The sequence below is a fragment of the Labrenzia sp. THAF82 genome (genome assembly GCF_009363435.1).
Taxonomy (GTDB): Bacteria; Pseudomonadota; Alphaproteobacteria; order Rhizobiales; family Stappiaceae; genus Roseibium; species Roseibium porphyridii.
On record NZ_CP045354.1, the window covers coordinates 4,837,141 to 4,859,759 of the forward strand.

The window sequence follows — 22,619 nt, forward strand, 5'->3', positions numbered from 1 at the left end:
CGCGGCTTTCAAAGCCGTTCTCACCGGCTCCAATCACATCGGAAACCATTGCCTTTCCGGCACGGTTTCCGTCATCGGTCCCGGCACACTCATCCCGAGCCGCCCGACCACCTGCTGGTTCTGAATTTTCGCGGGCTTGTCATGCACCGGCAGCAGGAAGGTGTAGTTGTTGAGGAGCTTCTTGATGGCGCCTTTTTCCTCTCGCTTCGAACCGGCATGGTTTCCGGTCACACGGGGCTCCATCCAGTTGTTGGTGTAAACGTGGTTCACGATCTGGTCGTTGAAGTCATAGATGACATCGCCGCAGATGCAGGCGAGACCTTCAGCGGTTTCAACAATGACATTCATGGACCCCTCGGTGTGTGCACCGGCGGCTTCACACCAGACACCTGGGATGATTTCTTCCGCACCCGTAATCTCCAGATCCAGAAAGCGCATTGCCTCCGGTTCGTAGATCCGTTCGACGAGGTGCAGAATGTCGGGCTTCGGATATTGCGGATACATGATGCCGGAGACGGAGAATTCCATTTCCTTCCGGTTCAGAACCACGGTGGTGTTCATCGGAAACTTGTCGTCCTTACCGGCATGGTCGATATGCAGGTGGGTGTGCAGGATGTAGCGAATGTCGCCAAGTTTCAGACCGTGTTTGGCAAGCTGGTTCTCAATCATGTTGTCGTGAAACTGAAGGCCCCGCATACCGAGGCTTTCCATGATCGCGTTGTCGCGATAGCCCGTGTCCACGAGAACCGGGTGCGTGCCGCCCAGGATCAGAAATCCATAGACAGGCACTCTGCGCACCCGGCCGCATTCGTGACCGAGCACGAGAAACGATGTCTCCAGCTCGATATCTCCGTAGTCCAGAACGTGAATGGTAAGGGCCATTTTTATTACTCCCATGGAATGAAAGACCGCCCGGCAGACACCGGCTAAAGCCGGTAAATCCGTTCGGCCGTATCGTTGAAAATTGACTGCCTTTTTGCCTTGGTCAGTCCCTTTGCCCCGTCCTGAAAGGCAGCAAAGAGATCGCCGTATGTCGTCCAGAGTTTTTCGATCGGAAAATTCGATCCGAACATGCATCTTTCAGCACCGAAGAGGCTGACGCTTTGCTTGATCATGAAGGCGATGAACTCCGGATCATTCTTGTGAATGAAGGTGCCGAATGCCGACAGTTTGGTCGCAACGTTTTCGCACTCCGCCAAGCGCCTCATGCCTTTGCGCCACAGTTTGATGCCGTTCTGGCTGGTGTCTTCCAGCATGCCCGCATGCATCAGCACGAATTGAACATCCGGACAGTTTTGCGCCAGGTTCGCAGCATCATCCATTTGCGAAGGAAACACCTGCAAATCGAAGCTCCAGCCATAGTCGGCCAGGTATGCAATGTTCTTTTGAACCAGCGGGTCGGCAGGCAGGTCCGGTCTGGCAGCAAACCGATAGAGCGGGTTTTCGTGCCAGTGCAGCTGCTGACGCAATCCGCGCATGAGTGGGTAGCGTTTCAACCTGTCCAGCTGCGGCCGGACATCCTCGACCGTGAAATCGGCATAACCCACGATGCCATGAGGCCAGCCCGAAGCATCGGCAACCGTTTGCACCCAGGCAACTTCATCTTCAAACCAGTTGGGCGCCCAATTGGCCTGCACGTATACCGACTTGGTTATCCCGGTTCCGCTCAGGTCGGTCTGAAACTCATCGACAAGATAGTCGCGTTTGATTGCTTCATATGGGCCGAAAATGCGTGGTTGTTCCGGACCCAGTAGCCACGGAAGATCCTTCTGCAACCAGATATGATGATGGGCATCGATCATGAAGACCTCGATAGGCTGAGAACATGTGAACAGAGCACCTCGATCCTGTCGCCCGGTACGAGGCTGTCGAGATAGGGCAGACTGGCCGACAATGCTTCTGTTCGCGGTTCGTATTGCGGGTCTGCGGCAAGGGGTGTCAGCCAATCCAGGCGCCAACACAGGCGCGACAGCTTTCGGACCGCTTCAACAAGCGTTGCAGGGTCTCCGCGTTCCAGACCATCTGACAGGATCAACACGGCAGCACCTCTTGCCTGACCGGCAAATCGTGGAACTGAAAGAAACGCCTGAAGCGCGTCTCCTATGCGCGTACCGCCATCGAAATCTGCAACGCTGGCGCCGACCGTTTGAAGAGCCTGATCGGCATTTCTGATACGCAGGGACTGCGAGATGCGCGTCAGCCGGGTCCCGAATGTGAATGTTTCCACGCGATCAGCGGCTTGGGTCAGCGCGTGCGCAAACCGCATTGTCGCTTCGCTCTGGTCCGTCATAGACCCGGAGACATCCACCAGAAGCAGAATACGGCGCTGTCGTGTTTTCCTGCGGGTCACCGGCAGGTCGAGGACCTCGCCATCCCGGCGCAACGCCTGTCTCAATGCCTTGCGCATATCGATGCGGTCGCCACGCTGCGAAAAACTCCGCCTATAGGATACGCGCCGTGGCAGATCCCTTTCCGCACGCCGCGCGAGATGTCTCAGCGCATCACCCGCGTCTGCCGGTACGAATTGCCGGCAGCTCAGGAGCTCTGCGGAGGTCGCAAGGTCGCCGGCTTCGTCTTCCTCCGCCCCCTCTTCAACATCTACCTGAGCTCCGGTCGGCTCAAAGGCTTCGAGATCGTCCTCCTCGTCCTCATCTTCAATTGAGGTGGCAAGACCCTGACCGAGGAAATAGGCCCGGAACAAAGCATCGAACTCAACATGGCGCTCTCTGGGCACGGACAGCATGGCAATTGCCGCATTTCTGATATCGCGCATGTCTCGCGGCCCCAGCAGGCCCACGGCTTCAACGAAACCCATCGTCTGATCCGGTGCGACAGGAAATCCGTGCGCCCGAAGGATCGCTGGAAACTCGACAAATGGCCTGGTCGCGGTGGGAAGCGTCATGCGGCCTCCTGCGGCATGAAGCTGTCCAAACGCTCTTCCAGGAAAGCCAGGTCGTCATGGTCCTTGAGCGCGACGCCGATCGCACGCCGGAACGCCTCCGGCCATGTCGCCCCCTGATCATGAAGCAGAGTTGCAGCCTCGGCCCATTCCACGGTTTCAGCAACGCCGGGCGGTTTGGCAAGCGGCTCTGTCCTGAGTTTGGCCACCGCTGCTGAAACGGCGGCAGCAGTTGCTTCGGCGACTGAGCTGGCCCGTGCCATCACGATCCGCGACTCCAGATGAATATCCGGATAGTCGATCCAGTGATAAACGCAGCGCCGCCGAAGCGCTTCATGCAGATCCCGCGTCCGATTGGATGTCAGAACCACCACGGGAGGGCGCTGTGCCCTCACCGTACCTGTTTCCGGAATGGAGATGGCAAAGTCGGACAGGAATTCCAGAAGAAAAGCTTCGAATTCCTGGTCAGACCGATCGATCTCGTCGATCAGAAGAACACAATCATCCGGGGAGCGAAGCGCTTCCAGCATGGGTCGCTGCAACAGGAACTGATCGTCATAGATGTTGATATAATCATCGCCCGCCTGGCGAATGGCGAGCATCTGGCGTGTGTAATTCCATTCGTAAAGAGCAGATGCTGCGTCAATGCCTTCAAAACACTGCAGACGCACTACGCGGCGGCTCAGCACCGAGGCAATGGCCTTGGCGGCTTCCGTCTTGCCGACACCAGGCGCTCCTTCCAGCAGCAAGGGTTTGCCAAGGGCCAAAGCCAGGTAAGCCGCCGTCGACAGGTCGTCGCCCGCAATATACTGGGCGGCATTCAGCGCGTCTCTCAGGCGGTCTGGACCGTCAATTCCGACGATGGACGGCTTCACGGGCATGGATCAACGCACTCCCTGCGGCCGGGCACCACCGTTGGCGATCAATCCGCGCAGAACCTTTTCCGGCGTGATCGGCAACGTGTCGCAACGAACGCCAACAGCGTTATAGACGGCGTTGGCAATGGCAGGCAGTACCGGATTGGCACACATTTCACCGGGGCCCTTGCCGCCAAAAGGAGCGTCTTCTGCGGGTCGTTCCAGGACAGCAATGTTGTGATCGACCACTTCACCCGGGCCGGGCATCAAATAGGCATTGAAGTCTCCGGGAGCGTGGCGGCGATCAGGATAGTAGGGTTCCGTCGTTTCATAGAGTGCGTGGGAAACACCCATCCACGCCCCACCGATCAGTTGCTGTTCGACAAGTCTCGGATTGAGCGCGCGGCCAACTTCATAGGCCGAGTTTATTTCCCTGACGGTTACCTCGCCGGTTTCGTCATCCACTTCCAGATCAACAACCAATGCGGCATGGGCAAAACACGACACCGGCGTCATTTCACCTGTATCGGGGTCAACATCTGAGGGCGGGATCAGAAAAATTCCCCTGCCCGACAAGGTCCGCCCTTGCTTGAATTGCGCCGCAATTGCGGTATCGGCTACCGTGATGGTTCGACTGGGAGCCCCTTTGACGTGAATGTTTCCCTGACCATCGGTGTCCAGGTCCGAAGCGTTGACTTCCAGCTCTTCAGCGGCAGCTTCCAGCAACGCCTTTCGAGCTTCCGTTGCCGCCCGGATCACGGCATTGCCGACCCGGTGCGTGCCACGGGATGCGAAGGAACCCATGCAGTGCGGACCCGTGTCGCTGTCGGCGGTGTCGACATAGACGTCCGACACCGGAACCCCGAGCGTTTCTGCCGCGATCTGTCGCGTAACCGACTTCATGCCCTGTCCGAGGTCGATCGAGGACAAGGACACCATGAACTTTCCGTCCGGTGTTGAATGGACCAGTGCCTGGCTCGGATCGCCACCCAGGTTCATGCCAATCGGGTAATTGATGCAGGCAAAGCCACGACCCTTGTGAACAGTCATGATCAGCGTCTCCTTGAACCGGACAAGAACCTGGAAACGCCAGGCCGATTGACACCGCGTGAAAATGGTTTCTCCGGTTTGTAGGGCTGTGGTGCCGGTGGTTGCGGCGCTGCCGGGGGTTGCGCAGCAGGAGGCTCAGTAGCTGCCTGCGCTGCAGGAGGGGGTGGCGTCGCTTGCTGATATTGCGGACTGCCTGGAGGTGCCACGGGGCCAGGCCGGCTTGCCGGCGGTGGAGCTGCCGCAGGCGGAGGAGGACGATCCTGCGTCATGGCAGCATCAGGTATGCTTGTCGGTGTGGAAGCCGGTCCCCGGTAACCTGTGCGAGCCGGATCGATGACCATGTCTTCGTCCTGAGGAGCAGCAGCAACGATTGGAATACCTTGTGTCCCGGCACGAACATGCCCCTTGCTGGCAGCGCCTTCTCCAGGGGCCGTCGGGACTGGTGCGCGCCTCCGCTCTCCTATTCGTCCCGCACTGTCGGTAACTGTTTCCGGGATCTCCGCCCTTGAGCCCCCACCGCCCAAGAGAGAAGACTGCCGTGTGGCATCTGCCCCGATGCTCCATCCGGACTTTTGCGCCGCGACCTGACAGCACTCTATCAGGGCCGTGTTTTTTGCCAGTCTGCGATGCGGCTTCATATCGCCGTCGCGATAGGCATTGAGGATCCGCAATTCGATCGGGTTCAAGCCGACGGTTTCCGCGACCTTGTCCATGTGACACTCGATCGCAAAATCGACACCCGTGATGCCGAAGCCGCGCATTGCGGTCGCGGGCGTGCGGTTGGTGAAGACGCAAAAGACGTTCGAGGCCACATTGGGGATGGTGTAAGGCCCCGGCAAATGCGCCGAGCACTTGATGATCGCGTAGGAAGACAGCCGGGTGTAAGCGCCGGCATCGAAGAAACCGGTGAAGGCTCGAGCCAGAATGCGGCCATCTCTTGCAACGCCATCCTTGATCCGCCAGCGCTCCGCGCCGCGCGGGGCTCCGACCTGCATTTCCTCGGTGCGGTCCCACATGAACTTCACAGGCCGTCCGGTCAATACAGCACCAAGGACAGACAGTGGTTCCACAATGCTGTCGACCTTGCCGCCAAAACCACCACCCACTGTTCCGCCGATGAAGTGAAGCCGCGACGAGGCCATATTCAGCAGCTTTGCAGTGGTCCCAAGTGAGAAGAACAGCGCTTGCGTGGAGGTATAACAGACGTATCTGTCATTGGTTTCGGGCGCTGCAATTGCACCGCAGGTCTCGATCGGAGCCTGTTCGATCGGCGACATCTGATATTCGCCCTCGACGATATGATCCGCCTCCGCAAAGCCCTTTTCAACGTCTCCGAACCTGAGCTTCTGATGATCGTAGAGGTCGTGGTAGTCGAACGTGTTGTTCGGATAGATCTCGTTCACAACCGGAGCGTCGGGTGAAAGCGCCTCTTCCGGATCCAGAACATGCGGAAGAACCTCATAGTCCACCTTGACCGCAGCGCAGGCGTCGCGGGCCTGACGGTCGGTTTCGGCAATGATGGCCGCGACAGGTTCGCCGATATAGGCAACCTTGGTATCCTGTATGAGTTTCTCTTCGTCTTTGCCAAAATTGATCAACGACAGCAAGGTGTTGAGATTGTTCGGAACATCGCGGGCGAGAACCACCTTGATGACGCCGGGCATGCGTTCCGCCGTGCCGGTATCGATAGACCTGATCCGGGCATGATGGTGGGGAGACCGCACACACCGCATGTGCAAGAGGCCATCAAAAAGGTGGTCGTCATAGTAGGGCGAGCGGCCCGTTACGTGACCCAGGATATCCTGTCTGCGTGTCGGCTTGCCGATCTCCTGCAGATTGTCGTCACGTTCATCGTTGAAAAGGTCTTTGCGAAACTCCACGGAAGACATCAACCGGTCCTCCGTGTCGGTTGACCGCTCGCGGCCATGATTGCATCGATTATGGGTTCATAACCGGTACATCTGCAGATGTTGCCCGAAATGGCTTCGATAACTTCTTCGCGGCTCGGCCTTGGGGTCCGGTCAAGCAAGGCCTTGGCAGCCATCAGCATTCCAGGCGTGCAATAGCCGCACTGTGCCGCGAAATTTTCCATGAAGGCTTCCTGGAGCGCATGGAGCTGAGGGCCGGTCGCCAGGCCATTTGTGGTTTCCACCGCGCGGCCTTCAACGGTTTCGGCCAGCGTCAGACAGCTCAAATGCGGCTCACCATCGATCAGCACGGTGCAAGACCCGCAGGTGCCCTGGCCGCAGCCGTATTTCGGCGACAAGTCGCCAACACCGCGCCTTAGAACATCAAGAAGGTTCTGCGCGTCATCGACAAAAACCGCTGACGGGGAGCCATTGAGTGAAAACTGTACGGGTGTCTTGGACATCAGCGTGTTCCCTGCCCGAGAAGAAGACGTTTGAGATGCACGGGCGCGACCTCCATGCGGTACCAACCGGAGGCCAAACTGTCGTCTGGCGGGTTCAGGTCGTTGGCAACGCTTTGAAGGGCGCGATCTATGCCATTTTGATCGAGACTGGCGCCCTCGAGCGCGGCCTCCACAGTCGGCGCTCGAACCGGCGTAGGAGCCATCGCGCCAAATGCGATGCGTGCGCCGGAAATGCGGCCTGCACGTCTCGGCAACCAGGCAGCGATGCTGAGCACTGACGCCCCTCGCGGTTTGACACGGGTGACTTTCAGAAACCGGAAATCATCGCCGGAAGGACGCACAGCTGAAACAGATTCAATCAGACGTGTTTCCGTGTCGCGCGTTGCGAGCAGACGCTCCAACTCCATTTCGCTGCCATCCGACATGCGCAGTTTTGCGTCCAATGCCAGCAACGCAACCGCAAGATCTCCATAAGGATGCGGGGCATAGACATTGCCGCCGACTGTCGCCATGTTCCGGATCGCCGGCCCGCCAACGGCACGGGCCACAGCGTGCAAAAAAGCGACATCGGTGGATCTTAGTATTGTCGCCATGGTCGCGCATGCTCCGAGCCGGACACGTTCCCCCTCCAGCGACACGCCTGCAAGGCATTGGGGCTGCCGTAGCCGCACGATGTGCGAAACGTCCTGATCGCCGTAGTTCACACCGCGCATGAGCAAGGTACCTCCGCCAAGGAACGCAGTTCCCTGGCCTCCGTTTGCTGCTGCTTCCTGGAGCGTTTCGACTGTTGTAATCGTCACCATTTGTTACGCCTCCAGTCCCATAAAGTCCGATACGGCTTTGAAGCCGGCCACATAGATTTCATCGCCAACGAGAGCTGCCAGCTCCTTGTCGCGACCCGCCGGGGTATCGAACCGGCTTTGCCACTCCCAAAGCGTGGTGTCGTCGTCCGTGACCGGTGACAGACGGACATGGGCGACATAGTTGAAAAGCGGGATGGGCGTATCCAGAAGGCAGTAAGAGAAGGTCTGTTCCAGATCAGAGAGCGTCAGAAGCTGCTCCCTGAGTTCTGAACCGTCCTTCAACTTGAAACGACGGACAGCCCCAACCCTGTCGGAGCTCCCGCCGCGCTCGATCTGGCTGGACGCCACTGCCGGATGCCAGCGGTCGTGGCCGTTGAAGTCGCGCAGGATATCCCACACGGCTTCGATCGGTGCCTTCACTATTGTGCTGCGAACAACATTGACCACAAGGCTAACTTTCTGTTTTCACTTGAATTTCATGTCGGCTGGATCAAAAGTCGTGACCTGCACGTACATCAGCCCATCGCGCGTGACATATGCATCCGCCCCCTTGTAGGGCTCAGCCAGATAGTCTGCCTCGACACGCCAGGAGACATTCACTGTGTCGCCAATGGTTTTGACCTTTTCCGCGATGAAGGTCGCGCCCTTAAAGCCACCTTCTTCTCGAGATTTGCAGAACCCGGCAAAAACGTCTCCGATGTTGCGCCGTCCTTCAATCCAGACACCATTTGGAAGAATGAACAGAACCTCTTCGGGATATTGCGCCATCAACCGGTTCCAGTCGCAGGCGTTCAGTGCATCGATATGTTCAAAGGTCACACGTTCCGCGTTGGGCTGAATTTCGAGTGGCGGCAGGTCTTGTGCTAATGCGCTGGACGTTCCGAAGATCATCCCAAGTGCGCAAAACGTTTTCTGGAAACTCATCGTCTTTCCTCACATTTTGACGATCAAATCGGCAACTCAGGCTCCGAAATGTCTCTTCAAGGCTTCGAAACCGCCCTGAAAGACGTTGGTGCCGATACCGGTGACCAACTCGTCTTCCACGTCCGGTTCGCAGGAAAACTCCGCCGACCATTCAATGAATGTCCGGTCGCCCTCCGTGACCGGCGTCAGGCGCAAGGTCGCGATGTAGTCGCTCAACGGCATGGGCCCCTCGAGCATCGAATAACTGTAGAAAAGGTCGTAGTCGGAGAGACCGAGCAGCTGTTCGCGAATGTTGTCGCCGTTCTGAAGATTGAAGTTCCTGATGCAACCGATCTTGTCGGCCGGCAGCGCTTCTTCAATGCGGCTTTCGCGTATCCGCGGATGCCATTTCGGCAATCCGTTGAAGTCCCGGATACGTTCCCAGACCTTGGCCGCCGGGGCATCAATCACGGATGAGGTGTAAACCCGTGCCATTTATTTGCCCTCCTTGGAGGTGCTCTGGCCCTTGGGTTTGTCATCAGCCTTCAGCCGCTTCATTTCATTGGCGGCTCGGGTCATATCGTTGGCGGTTCTCATCACATCCGATTTGGCGAGATTGGACCCATCGATCCCGATGTCGCTGAGCAGACTGTCCACCATCGGCGCTTGCACCCGATACCGGAGAGCTGAGTTGATGACCTCGTCTGTGGGACTTCCACCTCCGCCACCACCACCGCCGGTGACGGTGCCTGCTCCATTTCCATCCGCCCATCCAAGGCCGGATGTTCCGCTCCCGCCCAGCTGCATGATCTTGATGTCATTGATTTTCTCAAGCGGCTTCACGGATGCTGAGACAATTCCTTCCACATGCTCCAACATCTTGCGCTTGAAGAGCGAGTGTCGCGCTGCATCGGTGAGAACGTTTTCGGCCTCGTTGATGAGTTTTTGGGCCTCGGCCTCCACAGCCTTGCGAACCCGTTCTGCATCGGCAGCAATACGCTTTTCTTCTGCTTCCTTTTCCGCAAGAACCACATCGACCGACTTGCGACGTGTCGCGACTTCGGTTTCCTGCGCAGTCTTGACCTTTTCTGCAGCTTCGGTTGCCCGAGCCTTGGCGGCCTCGGCCTCTACAGCGGCTGCGCTTTCATCAAGCGATTTCTTGTAGAGCTCGATGGCCTTGTCCATCTGGGCACTTTCGACGGCCTTCTCACGCGCGATCTCAAGGCGTCTGCGCTCTGTCTGATGACCGATCCTGGCATCATCGAGACCACGCTCGGATGCGATCTGAGCCCGCTCGATTTCTTCCTGACTGGAGATTTCGGCTTCGCGCAATGCCTGAACGCGCGAGATCTCAAGCTGCTCGAGCACTTTCTTGCGTTCCAGCTTCTTCGCGTCGAGTTCCTGCTCGGCAAGAATACGCTCGGCGTCGACGGATTTCTCCTTGGCCACCCTTGCGGCCTCGATCGCCTGATCTGCGGCAACCTGGGCTTCGTCGATTGCTTGGTTGCGGGCGATCTCCAGAGCCCGGATCTTCTCGTCGCGGGCGATCTTCTCCGCCGTCGTTTCCTGTTCCTTGGCAATCCGAAGCTGTTCGACGGATCTGCGTGAGGCAACTTCCGCAGTCTCGATTGCCTCGGTGCGTTCGATCTCCCGCTTTCTGACTTCGGCGTCTTTGGAGATTTCCGCTGTGCGCAACTTGTTTTCCTGCGCAATGCGAGCCGCTTCGACCAGTTCCTGCGCAGAAATATTGGCAACATCGACGGCACGGTTGCGCGCGATTTCGCGTTCTCTCAGATCTTGTTCGTAGGCAATACGTTCCGCGGCAACCTTTTTCTCTTTGGCAATACGGGCTGCCTCGGTCGCTTCGGCCTTCGCAATCTCTGCCGCTTCAACGGCCTTCGCTCTGGCGACATCCCGTTCTCTGGTGGCTTCCTCGCTTTCGATACGCTGCAAGGCGATCTTGGCTTCCTGAGCGATGCGCGTGGCGTCAACAGCTTCACGTGCGGCGATCTCCGCCTCTTCAACAGCCTTGTTGCGGGCGATTTCAAGTGCACGTGTTTCCTGCTCGAACCCGATCCGTTCAGCGGCGATGACTTTTTCCTGTGCTATGCGCTTGGCTTCTGTCGCCTCCTTGGCGGCAATATTGGCGGCATCCAGCGCTGCCTGACGTTCTACGTCGCGGCCGTCCGTTGCCTCTTGCGCCGCGATCCGCTCAAAGGAGAGCTGCTTGTCCTGCGCAATCCGTGCCTTCTCGACGGCTTCACGGGCCGTGATCTCTGCCTCGTCTATCGCCTTGTTGGAGGCGATTTCGAGATTTCTGATCCGCTCTTCCTGGGCAATCCGCGTCTTGTTGGTTTCTTCGCGAGCAGCAATCTGCGCAATTTCGATTTCACGCTGCTGTTCGATCTGGAGTGCTCGTGTGGCCTGTTCAGATGCGATACGCTCCGCTGAAAGAGACTTCTCCCGTGCGATACGAGCGGCCTCGGTTGCCTTTTGACTTGCGATCTCGGCTTCTTCGAGGGCCTTTTGCCGTTCGATTTCAAGGCGTCGTGTTTCGCGATCCGCCTCGATCCTTGAAGCGTTGACAGTCTGCTCTTGAGCAACGCGCAGTTTTTCCGCGGCTTCGCGCGACGCGATTTCCGCCTGCTCAATTGCCAGATTTCGTTCGATTTCCTTTTCACGCGTGACACGCTCAAAGGCGATGCGCGCTTCCGTTACCGCTTCTTCCTGAGCAATCTTTGCCTTTTCCACGAGCTCACGCGCGGCAATATCGGTTTCCTCAATTGTTTTGCGGCGCTCGATTTCCAACGCTTCGGTTTCACGGTCCTTGGCGATCCGGGCTTCGGTCAGGGTGCGTTCCTGGGCAATACGCGCCTTTTCAACGGCTTCCTTTGCCGCAATGTCGGCTGCTTCCGTTGTCTGCTGCGTACGAATGCGCTCTTCGGTCAGGTTCTTTTCCTGACCGATCCTTGCTTTTTCGACGGCTTCGCGGGTTACTATTTCGGCTTCGTCGATCACACGCTGACGCTCGATCTCCTTCTGCCTGACTTCGCGTTCCGATGCGATGCGCGCCTCGGAAATGAGCCTTTCGTTTTCGATCCGCGCCGTTTCGATGGCCTCGCGGCTCAACAGTGAAGCCTGCTCGGCTTCTTTTTCACGCTCGGACCGCTCGCGCACCAGATCGGTGTGCTGCTGCGCACGCTTGAACTCAATCTCCCGCTCCTGTTCCAGACGCGCTTTCTCGCTTTCGCGTTCGATGTCGAGAACTTGCTTTTCCGCTTCCAGGTTTCGGGTGCGAATTCGGATCATCGAATCCTGCTCGATGTCGTTGCGCAGTTTTCTTCTGTCCTCGATATCCCTGATGACTGTCGTCAGGCCTTCAGCGTCGAACCTGTTCGATGGGTTGAAGTACTCAATGCCGGTCTGGTCGATGTCTGTGATAGCAACGCTTTCCAGCTCCAGGCCGTTCTTGTCGAGGCCGACCTGGGCCGCCTCAAGAACTCTGTCGACATAGACGTGCCGGTTCTCATGCAGTTCCTCCATGGTCATCTCGGACGCAACGGTGCGCAGTGCGGATATGAATTTGCCCGAAAGCAGCGAGTGGATGCGTTCAGGCTCCAGTGTCCGGCGACCCAATGTGGACGCAGCCAGGCTGACGGCCGTCTTTGTCTGACCGACACGCACATAGAACTCCGCATCGACATCGACCCTCAGACGGTCTTTGGTGATCAGGGCGTCTTCCTTTTCACGGGTCAGCGCCATCTGAAGCGAATTCATGTTGACCGGTGTAATGTCGTGAATGATCGGCCAGACGAATGCGCCCCCGTCGATCACGACCTTTTCTCCCCTGAAACCGGTCCGAACGAAGGCAACTTCCTTGGTCGAACGTCGATAGAGCCAATGCATCACCCAGTAGAGGATGAAGACCACAATGACCGCGAGAATGAGCCACAGCACCAGTTGTCCGATGAGCTGACCAGCCATTTTCGATCCTCCCTCCACAGCTCAAGAGCCGCGGATTTCCTTGAATTTTTTGGTTTGTTCGACAAGAGCGATTTCGGTCGGCAGGCGTTCCATAGAAGACGCACCGTAAAACCCGTGACAGTTGCGCGTATTCTTCAGAACGAATTCCGCGTCGTCCGGCATGGCGACCGGGCCGCCATGGACAAGAACAATGGCATCCGGATTGACCTCAAGAGCTGCTTCGGACCATTCATCGACGATCTGCGGACAGTCCGTCAGTTTCAGGGATGTTTCAGCACCGATGCTGCCACCGGTCGTCAGCCCAAGGTGACAGACGATGATATCCGCTCCCGCAGCAGCCATTGCGGCCGCGTCCTTGGTTGAAAAGACATAAGGCGTGGTCAGAAGGTCCTTTTCATGAGCCATCCGGATCATGTCCACTTCAAGCTGATAGGACATGCCGGTTTCTTCCAGATTTGCCCGGAAGTTTCCGTCGATAAGGCCAACCGTCGGAAAGTTCTGAACACCAGAGAAACCAGCCATTTTCACTTCGTCCAGAAACCTGTCCATGAGCCTGAAAGGATCCGAAGCGCAGACGCCTGCAAGGACCGGTGTGTTACGCACCACCGGCAGAACCTCACCCGCCATTTCCATCACCACTGAATTGGCGTCGCCATAAGGCATAAGCCCGGCAAGACTGCCCCGCCCCGCCATCCTGTACCGGCCGGAATTGTAGATAACGATCAGGTCAATGCCGCCTGCTTCCTCGCCCTTGGCTGACAGTCCGGTGCCTGCGCCACCGCCGATGATTGGCTCGCCCCTGGCGATCATGCCGCGGTACCTGGAAACAAGTTCCCTGCGATCAAACATGCTCAGTCTCCTGCTGCTCGGCTGCGCCGGCTGGAATGAAAGCCCCGGAACGCCGTGACGATCAGATCGGCGAATTCGGGGTCGTTGATGTTGTGAGGTACCCTGATCAACCTGCGCTCGCTCGTCTGGCGCACAGTGTCTTCAAGGGATTTGAACAGTGCTTCGTCAGCGGCTGGGTCATGGAAGGCCATGCCTGGTGCATCAAGCAGGGACACACCGCCTTCAGGCAGGAAAAACCGCACAGGCGCTGTCATCTCGTTGAGGCGCTGGCCAATCCAGCGTCCCATCTCGACGTTTTCCTCAACCGTTGTTCGCATCAAGGTGATTTGCGGATTGTGCTCATAGAAAATGCGTCCGCGATATCTTTCCGGCACTGTGTCTGGCGCATTGAAATTCACCATGTCCAGTGCGCCGCACGAGCCGATGTATGGCAGCCCGGCGCGGATCGAAGCGCCGAAACGGTCTTCGTTGGCGGCAAAGACACCGCCAGCGACCATGTCACAGATTTCCGTTGTCGTAAGATCGACAATGGCAGCCAGCATGCCGCTGTCCATGAGTTTTTCCATGGAGCGGCCGCCCACGCCTGTGGCATGAAAGACCAGGCAGTCGAAGTCATTTTCCAAGGCCGCGGTGACCTGTTGCACGCAAGGTGTCGTAACGCCGAACATGGTCAGGCCGACAGCAGGCTTGGCATCCAGAACAGGTTTGCGTTTCGAGCGTGCCCTGACAGCTCCTGCGAGCGCACCGGCACCATTGCCAAGCACTTCGCGCGTGATTGAGTTCAGCCCCTGAACATCGGCAACCGAATGCAGCATCATGATGTCCGACGGGCCGACATATTGCTCGACATTTCCGCTTGCGACCGTTGAAATCATGATCTTGGGAACGCCAACCGGCAGCGTGCGCATGGCCGGGGTGACCAAAGCCGTTCCTCCGGATCCGCCGGCGGAGATGATCCCCGCAACGCCTGACTGGGCTTCCATCCAGCGCTCAAATGCAAGTGTCATCGCAGCGACTGCAGAACCACGATCTCCGGTGAAAACACCGCTCGCCCCGCGCGGGTGAAATGCAGCGACCGCGTGGGGAGGTACTTCCGCGCCCGAAGGCTTGCCGCTCGTTGAAAGATCAATCAACTGAACGGACAGGCTTTCTGCTTTCAAGACATCGCGCATGTAGCGAAGCTCTTCACCCTTGGTATCCAGCGTTCCTGCCACATAGACAGTTGCCCCAGCCCTCGCTCTTTGCGCAGACAGGGGCGTCACAGATGCAGAGGGAACCGCGGCGGCGGTGCTTGTTCGCGCCGAACTTTCAATCACTCTGACCGGAACCGGCTTCGACCAGCGTGTGGGGATCTTCGGGTTGGAAACATAAATCCTGGCTACCGAAGGAACGCTGGGGGTTCCTGTCGCTGACTCCGAGACCCTTGCAGGCGCCGGGGTCTCGTCGTGAGCGTGACGGCCAACACCAAGAAGCGCCTGCTGAAGGTCCCGATCTGCGGCCAGTTGAGCTGACGGCATGATCCGGTTGATCTTGCCGTTGACCATAATGGCAACCTGATCGGCAACTGCACAGGCGACCCCGATGTTCTGTTCAATCACCAGAACGTCGATGTCGCCTTCCTGCCCGAGCCGCACAAGCATCTCGGCAACCTGATTGACGATGACAGGCGCCAGACCTTCGGTCGGCTCGTCCATCACGAGGAGCTTGGGGTTTAGAAGCAGTGCCCGTCCGATTGCCAGCATTTGCTGCTCACCGCCGGAAAGCTGCGCGCCCCCGTTTGATCGACGTTCGGCCAACCTCGGAAAGACGGAGTAAACGCGTTCTGGGGTCCAGTCGCCTCCTCTGCGAGCCACCAGTTTCAGGTGTTCGTCAACAGTCAGCGAACGCCACAAACGGCGACCTTGCGGAACATATCCAACACCCAGGCGGGCAATTTCCGCCGGGCCCAATCCCGCAAGATTTCGGCCTGCCAGGCTGATTGTGCCAGCAGCTACCGGCACAAGCCCCATGATCGCCTTGCAGGTTGTGGTCTTGCCCATGCCGTTTCGTCCAACGACGGACAACACACCGTGGTCAAGTGTCAGGTCGACACCCTGCAGGGCATGTGAGTGACCGTAGTAGACATTCAGGTCTCTGATTTCGAGCGCGGGTGCGGAGCGGTCAGCCATGTCCAAGCCCCTCCTCGCCGCCGAGATAGAGAGCCTGCACCTCTTCGTCGTCTTCAATTTCAGCCGGTTTGCCTTCCTTGAAGATCCGTCCGTTGTGCATCATCGTGACGGACTCCGCGACGCGCAGGGCGACATCCATGTCGTGCTCGATGATGATGAACCCCATGTGGCTGGGAAGACCGGTGAGTATCTCGATCAGTTCGCGCCGTTCAGTGGGTGACAATCCCGCGGCAGGTTCATCAAACAGAATGAAACGCGGTGCGCCGGACAGCGCCATGGCAATTTCCAGCTGCCGCTGCTGACCATAGGAAAGGTCTGCCACCTTGGTGTCGCGCAACTCATCCAGGTGCACCACCTGAACAAGGTTTTCCGCGCTGGCCATCAACGCGTCATCCCGTCCAGGCCGGACGAAAGAAAACCGACCGCGCGAGACACCGCAGCACGCCAGATAGACGTTGTCCAGAACGCTCAAGCCGGTGAACAGCAGGGATATCTGATAGGTTCTGCGCAAACCACGCCGAATGCGTTCCTGAGCCGGAAACGCTGCGACTTCCTCGCCGAAAAACCGGATAGATCCCGTGGTCGGGGCGAAGTCGCCCGTGATGCAATTGAACAGCGTTGTCTTGCCGGCACCGTTGGACCCAAGCACCGCACGCCTCTCACCGGGCTTGACCGTCATGTCGATATCTGAGAGCGCTGCCAGCGCGCCAAACATCTTGCTGACGTTGCGAAGTTCCAGCGCATTGGCTGTCCCGGTTGCGCTCAAGCGATCGGAAACTGAGGAACTGGCACGATCAAGCAGGGTCAACGCATGTCCTCCCCTCGATCAAGGAGCGGGTCGCGCTTGCGGTAGTCCTGCCAACGATCCCAGAGCCCGAGAAGACCGTCCGGCGAAAAGAAGACAATTGCCAGGAAACCGAGACCGATGAGCAGCTGAAAACGTTCTCCGCTCAATCCGACTGACAGCAGGACATCAATGGCAAATGTCTTCAGAAGGACATAGATGAACGCTCCGATAAAGGGGCCGATCGGCCGGCTCATACCGCCGATGACAGCAATCACGAGAATATCGATTGCTGGTCCGATGCCCGCGGTACCCGGCGAAATCTGCGCGGACTGCCAGGTGAGTAGAATGCCTCCCGTCCCAGCGATCAGTGCAGCAAATGCGTAGGCTGCAATCCGGTGTGCGTTGACGCTGTACCCCAACGCCGCCATCCGTCGCGGATTGTCGCGCACCCCTTGGAGTGCGAGCCCGAATGGAGCCCGGGAGATATAAAGCACCGAAAAATAGGCAACGGCCGCCCAGAACAAGGTCAAGTAGTAGAACGGTTTGCTTTGCCGCCAGTCGACACCGAAGAGATCGGGCGGCAAAACGCCGTTGAAGCCGGAAAACCCGTTGAACACGACGTAATTCTGGCGCGTGAAATAGAAGAACGCCGCAGCCACTGCGAGCGTAATCATGATGGTATAGATGCCCTCGGTCCGCACTGCGAGAGAGCCAACAATCGTGCCGAAAAGCATGGCCACGATCAGCGCCAACGGGATCGCGACATACCAGGGCCAACCCATACTGATATCGGTGATCGCGCTGTCACCGAAAATAGCCACCATGTAACCGGCAAGGCCGGCAATGGACATCTGAACCAGACTAACCATGCCGCCATAACCGCCCAGGAACATCAGGCTGAGCGAAATCATGCCAAGGATGAAGGTCCAGCCGAAGACCTGATAAAGTGCGAAGTCGCTTGCAAACGCGGGCATGATCAAGAGGACGATGCCGACAACCCAATAGCTTGCCGGGATCCGCTCGAACCAGACCCTGTCCTGTGCATTATGCGTTCTGGATGTGGAATTGGTTTCCGCCAGCGCCATCGATCAAGACCTCCCCATGAGGCCCTGCGGGCGGAAAGCAAGCACCAGCACCATGATCAGAAATGTCAGAACAACCGCATAAGTCGGGAAATAGACAGAGCCGAACTGCTCGGCCAGACCGATCAGCAATGCGCCGAGCGCGGCACCGGTGATCGACCCCATACCGCCGACAATCACGACCACAAGCGAGGCCAGCAGAAAGCGAATGTCTTCGCCCGGTGCCACGGATTGAAACGTGCCGCCGACAACACCTGCGATACCCGCAAGACCTGCGCCAAAGGCGAAGACACCGACAAAGACAAGTTGAATGCGTGCACCTGTCGCCGACAGCATGTCCCGGTCATCGACGCCGGCACGGATCATCATTCCGATCTGCGTCCGGTTCAAGATCAGCCACATGGCAATTCCAATGACGACGGAGGCCAGGAAGATGACCACACGGACAACGGGGTACTTCAGGTAGATGAGATCGCCGGAAGAGCGTTTCACACCTGTCACCAGAAGCGTTTCCATCGGACCGCTCAACCAGCTTGGTGGCGTGATGTTGTAAAAATCTCCACCCACGCCCCAAAGCATGAGATCTGCCATGACGATCGAAATTCCGATGGTGACGAGTGTCTGCCTGAGATCTTGTCCTTCCATGCGGCGGAAGATGAAAATCTGCATGAGGACACCGACGGCCGCCACGAGCACAAACGCGACAGGAAAGGCCAGCAACCAGTACCCTGTGGAAGACGCAACGAAGTAGCCGATATATCCGCCGAGCAGGTAAAGGGATCCATGCGCGAGATTGACGTTGCGCATGAGGCCGAAAATGAGCGTGAACCCGCTGGCGACCAGAAAATACAGTCCACCGAGTGTGATGCCGTTGAACAAGGCGTTGAGAAACACTTTCTTGCGGCCAATCACATCGACCAGCCCCTTCGGCCAGATCGCAAAAATCAGCCAGATCAGGACTGCGACCGCCAGCAGGATGACAATCGTCCATCCAGGATGCCGTGATGCGAAGGCCCTCATGTGCGGACCTCGCACAAGAGATAGGTCCCGGTGCTGTATTCGAATTGCCGCATAATGCGACACCCTCCCAAAGCGCTGTTGACGACAAAGTCTTCCGCTCTTGAAGAAAGGCTACGGCTTAGTTTCGGAATTCGGCGTACCCGATAGTCTTCTCGGATGGCCCAACATCGGCATTATTGATGCCGATGCAGATTGGCGGTCAGGCGCTATTCGACATGAGCAACCCTGCGATAGTCGCTTGGCGGAATGCCGACATTGGAAGAGAAGAACCGCGTGAAGCTTGCCTGCGAGGAAAAGCCGAGATCATAACTGATTTCTGTGACCGACTTGTCGGTCGTCATCAGATCCGAAATCGCCTGCTCCGCCCTTAGCGTGTTCAAATAGAGATTGGGTGTGATGCCCATTTGCTTCTTGAAAAGCTTGAAGAAATGCGGACGCGACAGTCCGACTTCACGGGCAAGCCACTCCACCTCAACTTCTTCAGTGTAATTCTCCTGCATGAGACGCAGAGAACGACGGACGCGATAATCGGTAAAACGCCGCTTGCTGTCTTCCAGCACCGAACTGCGATCGGCATTGCGCCAGGATTGCTCGAAACACTGAAGCGTTGTGCGGTAGAGATATCCATCAAACAGATGATCATTGCCGCCATCCAGCAGCAGCGACGTCAGCCGCTTCACCCAATTCATGACATCCGGCGTCATGGAGACATGAGATCTTCCGAAGTTCAGCGCGAACTCCGCAGACTGGCTGTTTTCCAGAAACCAGATTGGTTTGATGTAGAGCACGAGGCACAGACATGCTTCTGCAGTCGATGCATTTTTCAAATGGAAGCTGTGCTGTTCCCAGGGACTGACGGCCACGCCTGTGTGTTTGTCGGCCGGCACCCACTTTCCCGATACGCTGACCTTTGCTTCGGCACCGCTCAAATAGAAGATCAAATGACCTTCTCGATGTGCGTGCGTCACGATCGGCTTGTCCAGCTTATAAAGCGCTGCCCGACCGAACTCACCGTGGTGAACGGAGATCGCCTCGCTCATCATCATTCCTCCCGATGACTTGCACGTTTATCGATGTAAACGTTTTCTTTTAAGTATCCTCCGTAAAAATCGATATTGGCAATACGAAATGACTCACAAAGAGACTTAGAGTTATGGAAAAAGACTACAAATAATGCTGCAATGCAGCGATCAGGCACGGATGTAACTTGTTTTTACTGTACTGAAAAATTCGGCTGCATAACGTCCCTGTTCCCTCGGGCCATAGCTCGATGACTTCCTTCCGCCAAAGGGAACATGGTAGTCCACACCCGCTGTCGGCAGATTGACCATCACTACCCCGGCACGGGATTCTTTCCTGAATTGGGATGCATATCTGAGGCTCGTTGTCATTATGCCCGAGCAAAGTCCGAACTCTGTATCGTTGGCTGTAGCCAACGCTTCTTCAAAATCGCGAACGCGGATGACGGAAGCAACCGGCCCGAACACCTCTTCACGATTGATGCGCATGTCATTGGTGGTATCGGTAAAAAGCGCGGGCCGCAGAAAATAGCCCTCGTTCGAACCTTTGACGAGATCGCCTCCAGCACGCAGGTTGCCTCCTTGAGCGCGCGCGATCTCGATGTATTTGAGGTCTGTTTCCAGTTGCGCAGCGCTGGCCACCGGCCCGATATCGGTTTCAGCGTCCAATGCATCGCCAACTTTTAGTGCCCGGCATCTTTCGGTCAGCTTTTCGATGAACCTTCCATAGATGCCCTCCGTCACGATGAGCCGGGAAGAGGCCGTGCATCTTTGGCCCGTTGAATAGAAGGCTCCATCGACAGCACAGTCGACCGCCAGATCCAGATCGGCATCGTCAAGCACGACAAGGGGGTTTTTCCCACCCATTTCCAACTGCAGCTTGCGCATATGCCTGATGCAAGCCTGCGCGACGTGAGAGCCCACGCCCTGAGAACCGGTAAAGGTGACGGCTTCAACATTTTCAGCTTCGAGGATCGTATTTCCAACAACTGATCCCTGCCCGGTGACCAGGTTGAAAACACCCTTTGGAACTCCAGCACTTTGAAGGATGTCAGCCAGCACCCATGCACATCCTGGGACAAGTTCAGCTGGCTTGAAGACCACGGTGTTGCCATAGCAAAGCGCCGGGGCAATCTTCCAGGATGGTATCGCCATCGGGAAATTCCAGGGCGTGATGATCCCGATAACACCAAGTGGCTCACGCGTGACTTCAACCGACACACCGGGGCGGACGGACGGAAGAAGTTCGCCGGCTTGCCGAAGGCATTCGCCGGCGAAAAAACGAAAGATATTGGCAGCCCGTTCGGTTTCCGCGATCCCTTCGCGCAGTGTCTTGCCTTCCTCACGCGACAGAAGCGTCCCGATTTCAGTTTTCCGTCCGATCACTTGGTCTGCCACACGGTTCAGGATGTCGAACCTGAATTGCGGGGTGGTGGACGCCCAGGCCGGAACGGCGCGGGCTGCCGCCTCTATCGCGGCCTGCGTCTCGGCCCTGCCCGCATGGGCATAAAGATCGATCACGTCATTCGTATTTGACGGATTGCGGTTTTCCTCCGCATGCGCTGTCGTGACCCAAGCGCCGTCAATCAAGAGAGGCATCATCAATTCACCTGAATTTCATTCGATAGAGCCGACTTCATGATCGAAAACAGGCTCGGGCTGCTGAGCGCTCTCGGGCTTTGAACCGCTGCCAGATCCGATGCGGCAAGATCGGCCGCAATCCTGATTTCTTCCTCGTTGATACCCATCTCGGCAAGGCTTTCCGGCAGTGGCAGCGTATAAAGAAAATCAGCAACGCAGCGTGCAGGCGACCTATCTTCTCCCGATTTGAGAACCTGCTTCAGCGTGATGTATTTTTCCTGTGCGGCATCTGCGTTGAACTGAAGAACCGCCGGCAGGAGCAACCTGCTGAGAGCACCGGGATCCAGTCGTCTGCCGGCCACCGTTTCCAGGGCGCATCCAATCGCATGGATCGTTCCGAGGCCTTTTTGAAGTGCCAACGCGCCATTCAGACTGGCAGCCATCAATTCTCTGCGGGCCTGAACAGTGTCCTCGTCCAGAACCTTATGAAGGTTGCTGACAACACGGCCGAGGCCGTCGAGAGCTATGCCGTCAGCGGGCGGGTTGAACCCGGGAGAGAGATACGCCTCAATGCACCGGCCCATGGCATCAGCCCCGGCACTGGCACTCTCAATCCGACCTGCACCCAAGGTCAGCGTCGGATCGCAGATCGTCATGGTCGGCACCAGTTTCTTGCACATCAGACGGGTGCGTTCGCCGCTTGTCAGTATAACCGGTGCATGTGCGCTCACGGCTGCACCAAACCCTTGAATGCTAGGCACCGCATAAAGATCAGGCAGGTTTGTGCCGATCCGCCTCGATCCGCCGCTGGCATAGGAAAAGGTTTCCAGAGGCTCGGTATGGGCGATTGAAATTCTTGCAATCTTGGCCAGGTCAATCGCCGTATTGCGGCCAAATGCGATCAACAGGTCGCGCTCAGTCTGGCGGAACACCGTCGCAATTTCCTTGGCCGCTGTTTCGTTCGGAATGTCGGGAATATCGCTAAAAACTTCAAGGGAAGTGCGCACTGGCAAACCGGCAAGCAAGCGCTCAAAAAGCTCGCTGTTCAGATGCGGTTCGTCCGTGATGATCAGGGGACGCTTTTTGCGATTGACTTCAATTTCGGACCAAAGCGCTTCTTCCAAAACGCCGTCGGCGAAATGAACTCGCGTGACGTATGTGATGAGCGTCATGGCCTGATCTCGAGGATACGCTGCACTGGAGCGCGATTAGATAAATCGGCACCGGGCAGGAACTTCTGCCCGGT

Annotated in this window: 19 protein-coding genes and 1 pseudogene; all 20 read right to left on the bottom strand. The window is 57.4% G+C overall.

Going from position 1 to position 22,619, the window contains the following annotated elements; genetic code table 11:
- Positions 1-33: 33 nt before the first annotated feature.
- A complete protein-coding gene (locus tag FIV00_RS22210) occupies positions 34-882 on the bottom strand; it encodes an N-acyl homoserine lactonase family protein (protein ID WP_152502800.1) in 849 nt (282 codons plus the stop codon).
- Positions 883-926: 44 nt separating this feature from the next.
- The gene (locus tag FIV00_RS22215) at positions 927-1,802 is read right to left on the bottom strand and encodes an amidohydrolase (RefSeq protein WP_152502801.1); all 876 of its coding nucleotides are present in this window, start codon (positions 1,800-1,802) and stop codon (positions 927-929) included.
- On the bottom strand, positions 1,799-2,902 hold the full coding sequence (locus FIV00_RS22220; protein ID WP_152502802.1) for a VWA domain-containing protein: 1,104 nt from the start codon (positions 2,900-2,902) through the stop codon (positions 1,799-1,801). The genes FIV00_RS22215 and FIV00_RS22220 overlap by 4 nt, the downstream gene beginning before the upstream one ends.
- Positions 2,899-3,780, bottom strand: coding sequence for a MoxR family ATPase (locus FIV00_RS22225; RefSeq protein WP_152502803.1), 882 nt, complete (start codon positions 3,778-3,780; stop codon positions 2,899-2,901). The genes FIV00_RS22220 and FIV00_RS22225 overlap by 4 nt, the downstream gene beginning before the upstream one ends.
- 3 nt (positions 3,781-3,783) lie before the next feature.
- Positions 3,784-4,806, bottom strand: coding sequence for a xanthine dehydrogenase family protein molybdopterin-binding subunit (locus tag FIV00_RS22230; protein WP_152502804.1), 1,023 nt, complete (start codon positions 4,804-4,806; stop codon positions 3,784-3,786).
- Positions 4,807-5,237: 431 nt separating this feature from the next.
- A pseudogene (locus FIV00_RS22235) lies at positions 5,238-6,695 on the bottom strand (xanthine dehydrogenase family protein molybdopterin-binding subunit); the annotation flags it as partial.
- Positions 6,695-7,177, bottom strand: coding sequence for a (2Fe-2S)-binding protein (locus FIV00_RS22240; protein WP_152502806.1), 483 nt, complete (start codon positions 7,175-7,177; stop codon positions 6,695-6,697). The pseudogene FIV00_RS22235 and the gene FIV00_RS22240, both read right to left, overlap by 1 nt.
- Positions 7,177-7,980: a xanthine dehydrogenase family protein subunit M gene (locus FIV00_RS22245; RefSeq protein ID WP_152502807.1), complete on the bottom strand. Its 804-nt coding sequence runs from the start codon at positions 7,978-7,980 to the stop codon at positions 7,177-7,179. Before FIV00_RS22245 ends, FIV00_RS22240 begins: the two co-directional genes overlap by 1 nt.
- A 3-nt stretch (positions 7,981-7,983) precedes the next feature.
- The gene (locus tag FIV00_RS22250; RefSeq protein ID WP_152502808.1) at positions 7,984-8,427 is read right to left on the bottom strand and encodes an SRPBCC family protein; all 444 of its coding nucleotides are present in this window, start codon (positions 8,425-8,427) and stop codon (positions 7,984-7,986) included.
- 18 nt (positions 8,428-8,445) lie between these two features.
- Positions 8,446-8,904 carry a nuclear transport factor 2 family protein gene (locus FIV00_RS22255; protein WP_152502809.1) on the bottom strand — a complete coding sequence of 153 codons (459 nt, stop codon included), beginning with the start codon at positions 8,902-8,904 and terminating at the stop codon, positions 8,446-8,448.
- Between the two features lie 36 nt (positions 8,905-8,940).
- The gene (locus FIV00_RS22260; RefSeq protein ID WP_152502810.1) at positions 8,941-9,378 is read right to left on the bottom strand and encodes an SRPBCC family protein; all 438 of its coding nucleotides are present in this window, start codon (positions 9,376-9,378) and stop codon (positions 8,941-8,943) included.
- Entirely contained in the window at positions 9,379-12,867 is a 3,489-nt protein-coding gene (locus FIV00_RS22265) for a flotillin family protein (RefSeq protein ID WP_152502811.1), read from the bottom strand.
- Positions 12,868-12,888: 21 nt separating this feature from the next.
- Entirely contained in the window at positions 12,889-13,716 is an 828-nt protein-coding gene (locus FIV00_RS22270) for a phosphoenolpyruvate hydrolase family protein (RefSeq protein WP_371419544.1), read from the bottom strand.
- Positions 13,717-13,718: 2 nt separating this feature from the next.
- Complete coding sequence (locus FIV00_RS22275) at positions 13,719-15,890, bottom strand: ABC transporter permease (RefSeq protein WP_209006664.1); 2,172 nt, start codon at positions 15,888-15,890, stop codon at positions 13,719-13,721.
- Positions 15,877-16,692 carry an ABC transporter ATP-binding protein gene (locus FIV00_RS22280; RefSeq protein ID WP_371419545.1) on the bottom strand — a complete coding sequence of 272 codons (816 nt, stop codon included), beginning with the start codon at positions 16,690-16,692 and terminating at the stop codon, positions 15,877-15,879. The genes FIV00_RS22275 and FIV00_RS22280 overlap by 14 nt, the downstream gene beginning before the upstream one ends.
- Positions 16,689-17,756 carry a branched-chain amino acid ABC transporter permease gene (locus tag FIV00_RS22285; RefSeq protein WP_152502814.1) on the bottom strand — a complete coding sequence of 356 codons (1,068 nt, stop codon included), beginning with the start codon at positions 17,754-17,756 and terminating at the stop codon, positions 16,689-16,691. Before FIV00_RS22285 ends, FIV00_RS22280 begins: the two co-directional genes overlap by 4 nt.
- A gap of 3 nt (positions 17,757-17,759) precedes the next feature.
- Entirely contained in the window at positions 17,760-18,773 is a 1,014-nt protein-coding gene (locus FIV00_RS22290; protein WP_152502815.1) for a branched-chain amino acid ABC transporter permease, read from the bottom strand.
- 206 nt (positions 18,774-18,979) lie between these two features.
- A complete protein-coding gene (locus tag FIV00_RS22295) occupies positions 18,980-19,819 on the bottom strand; it encodes an AraC family transcriptional regulator (RefSeq protein ID WP_152502816.1) in 840 nt (279 codons plus the stop codon).
- A gap of 144 nt (positions 19,820-19,963) precedes the next feature.
- Positions 19,964-21,394 carry an aldehyde dehydrogenase family protein gene (locus tag FIV00_RS22300; protein ID WP_152502817.1) on the bottom strand — a complete coding sequence of 477 codons (1,431 nt, stop codon included), beginning with the start codon at positions 21,392-21,394 and terminating at the stop codon, positions 19,964-19,966.
- On the bottom strand, positions 21,394-22,545 hold the full coding sequence (locus tag FIV00_RS22305; RefSeq protein ID WP_152502818.1) for an iron-containing alcohol dehydrogenase: 1,152 nt from the start codon (positions 22,543-22,545) through the stop codon (positions 21,394-21,396). The genes FIV00_RS22300 and FIV00_RS22305 overlap by 1 nt, the downstream gene beginning before the upstream one ends.
- Positions 22,546-22,619 lie beyond the last annotated feature (74 nt).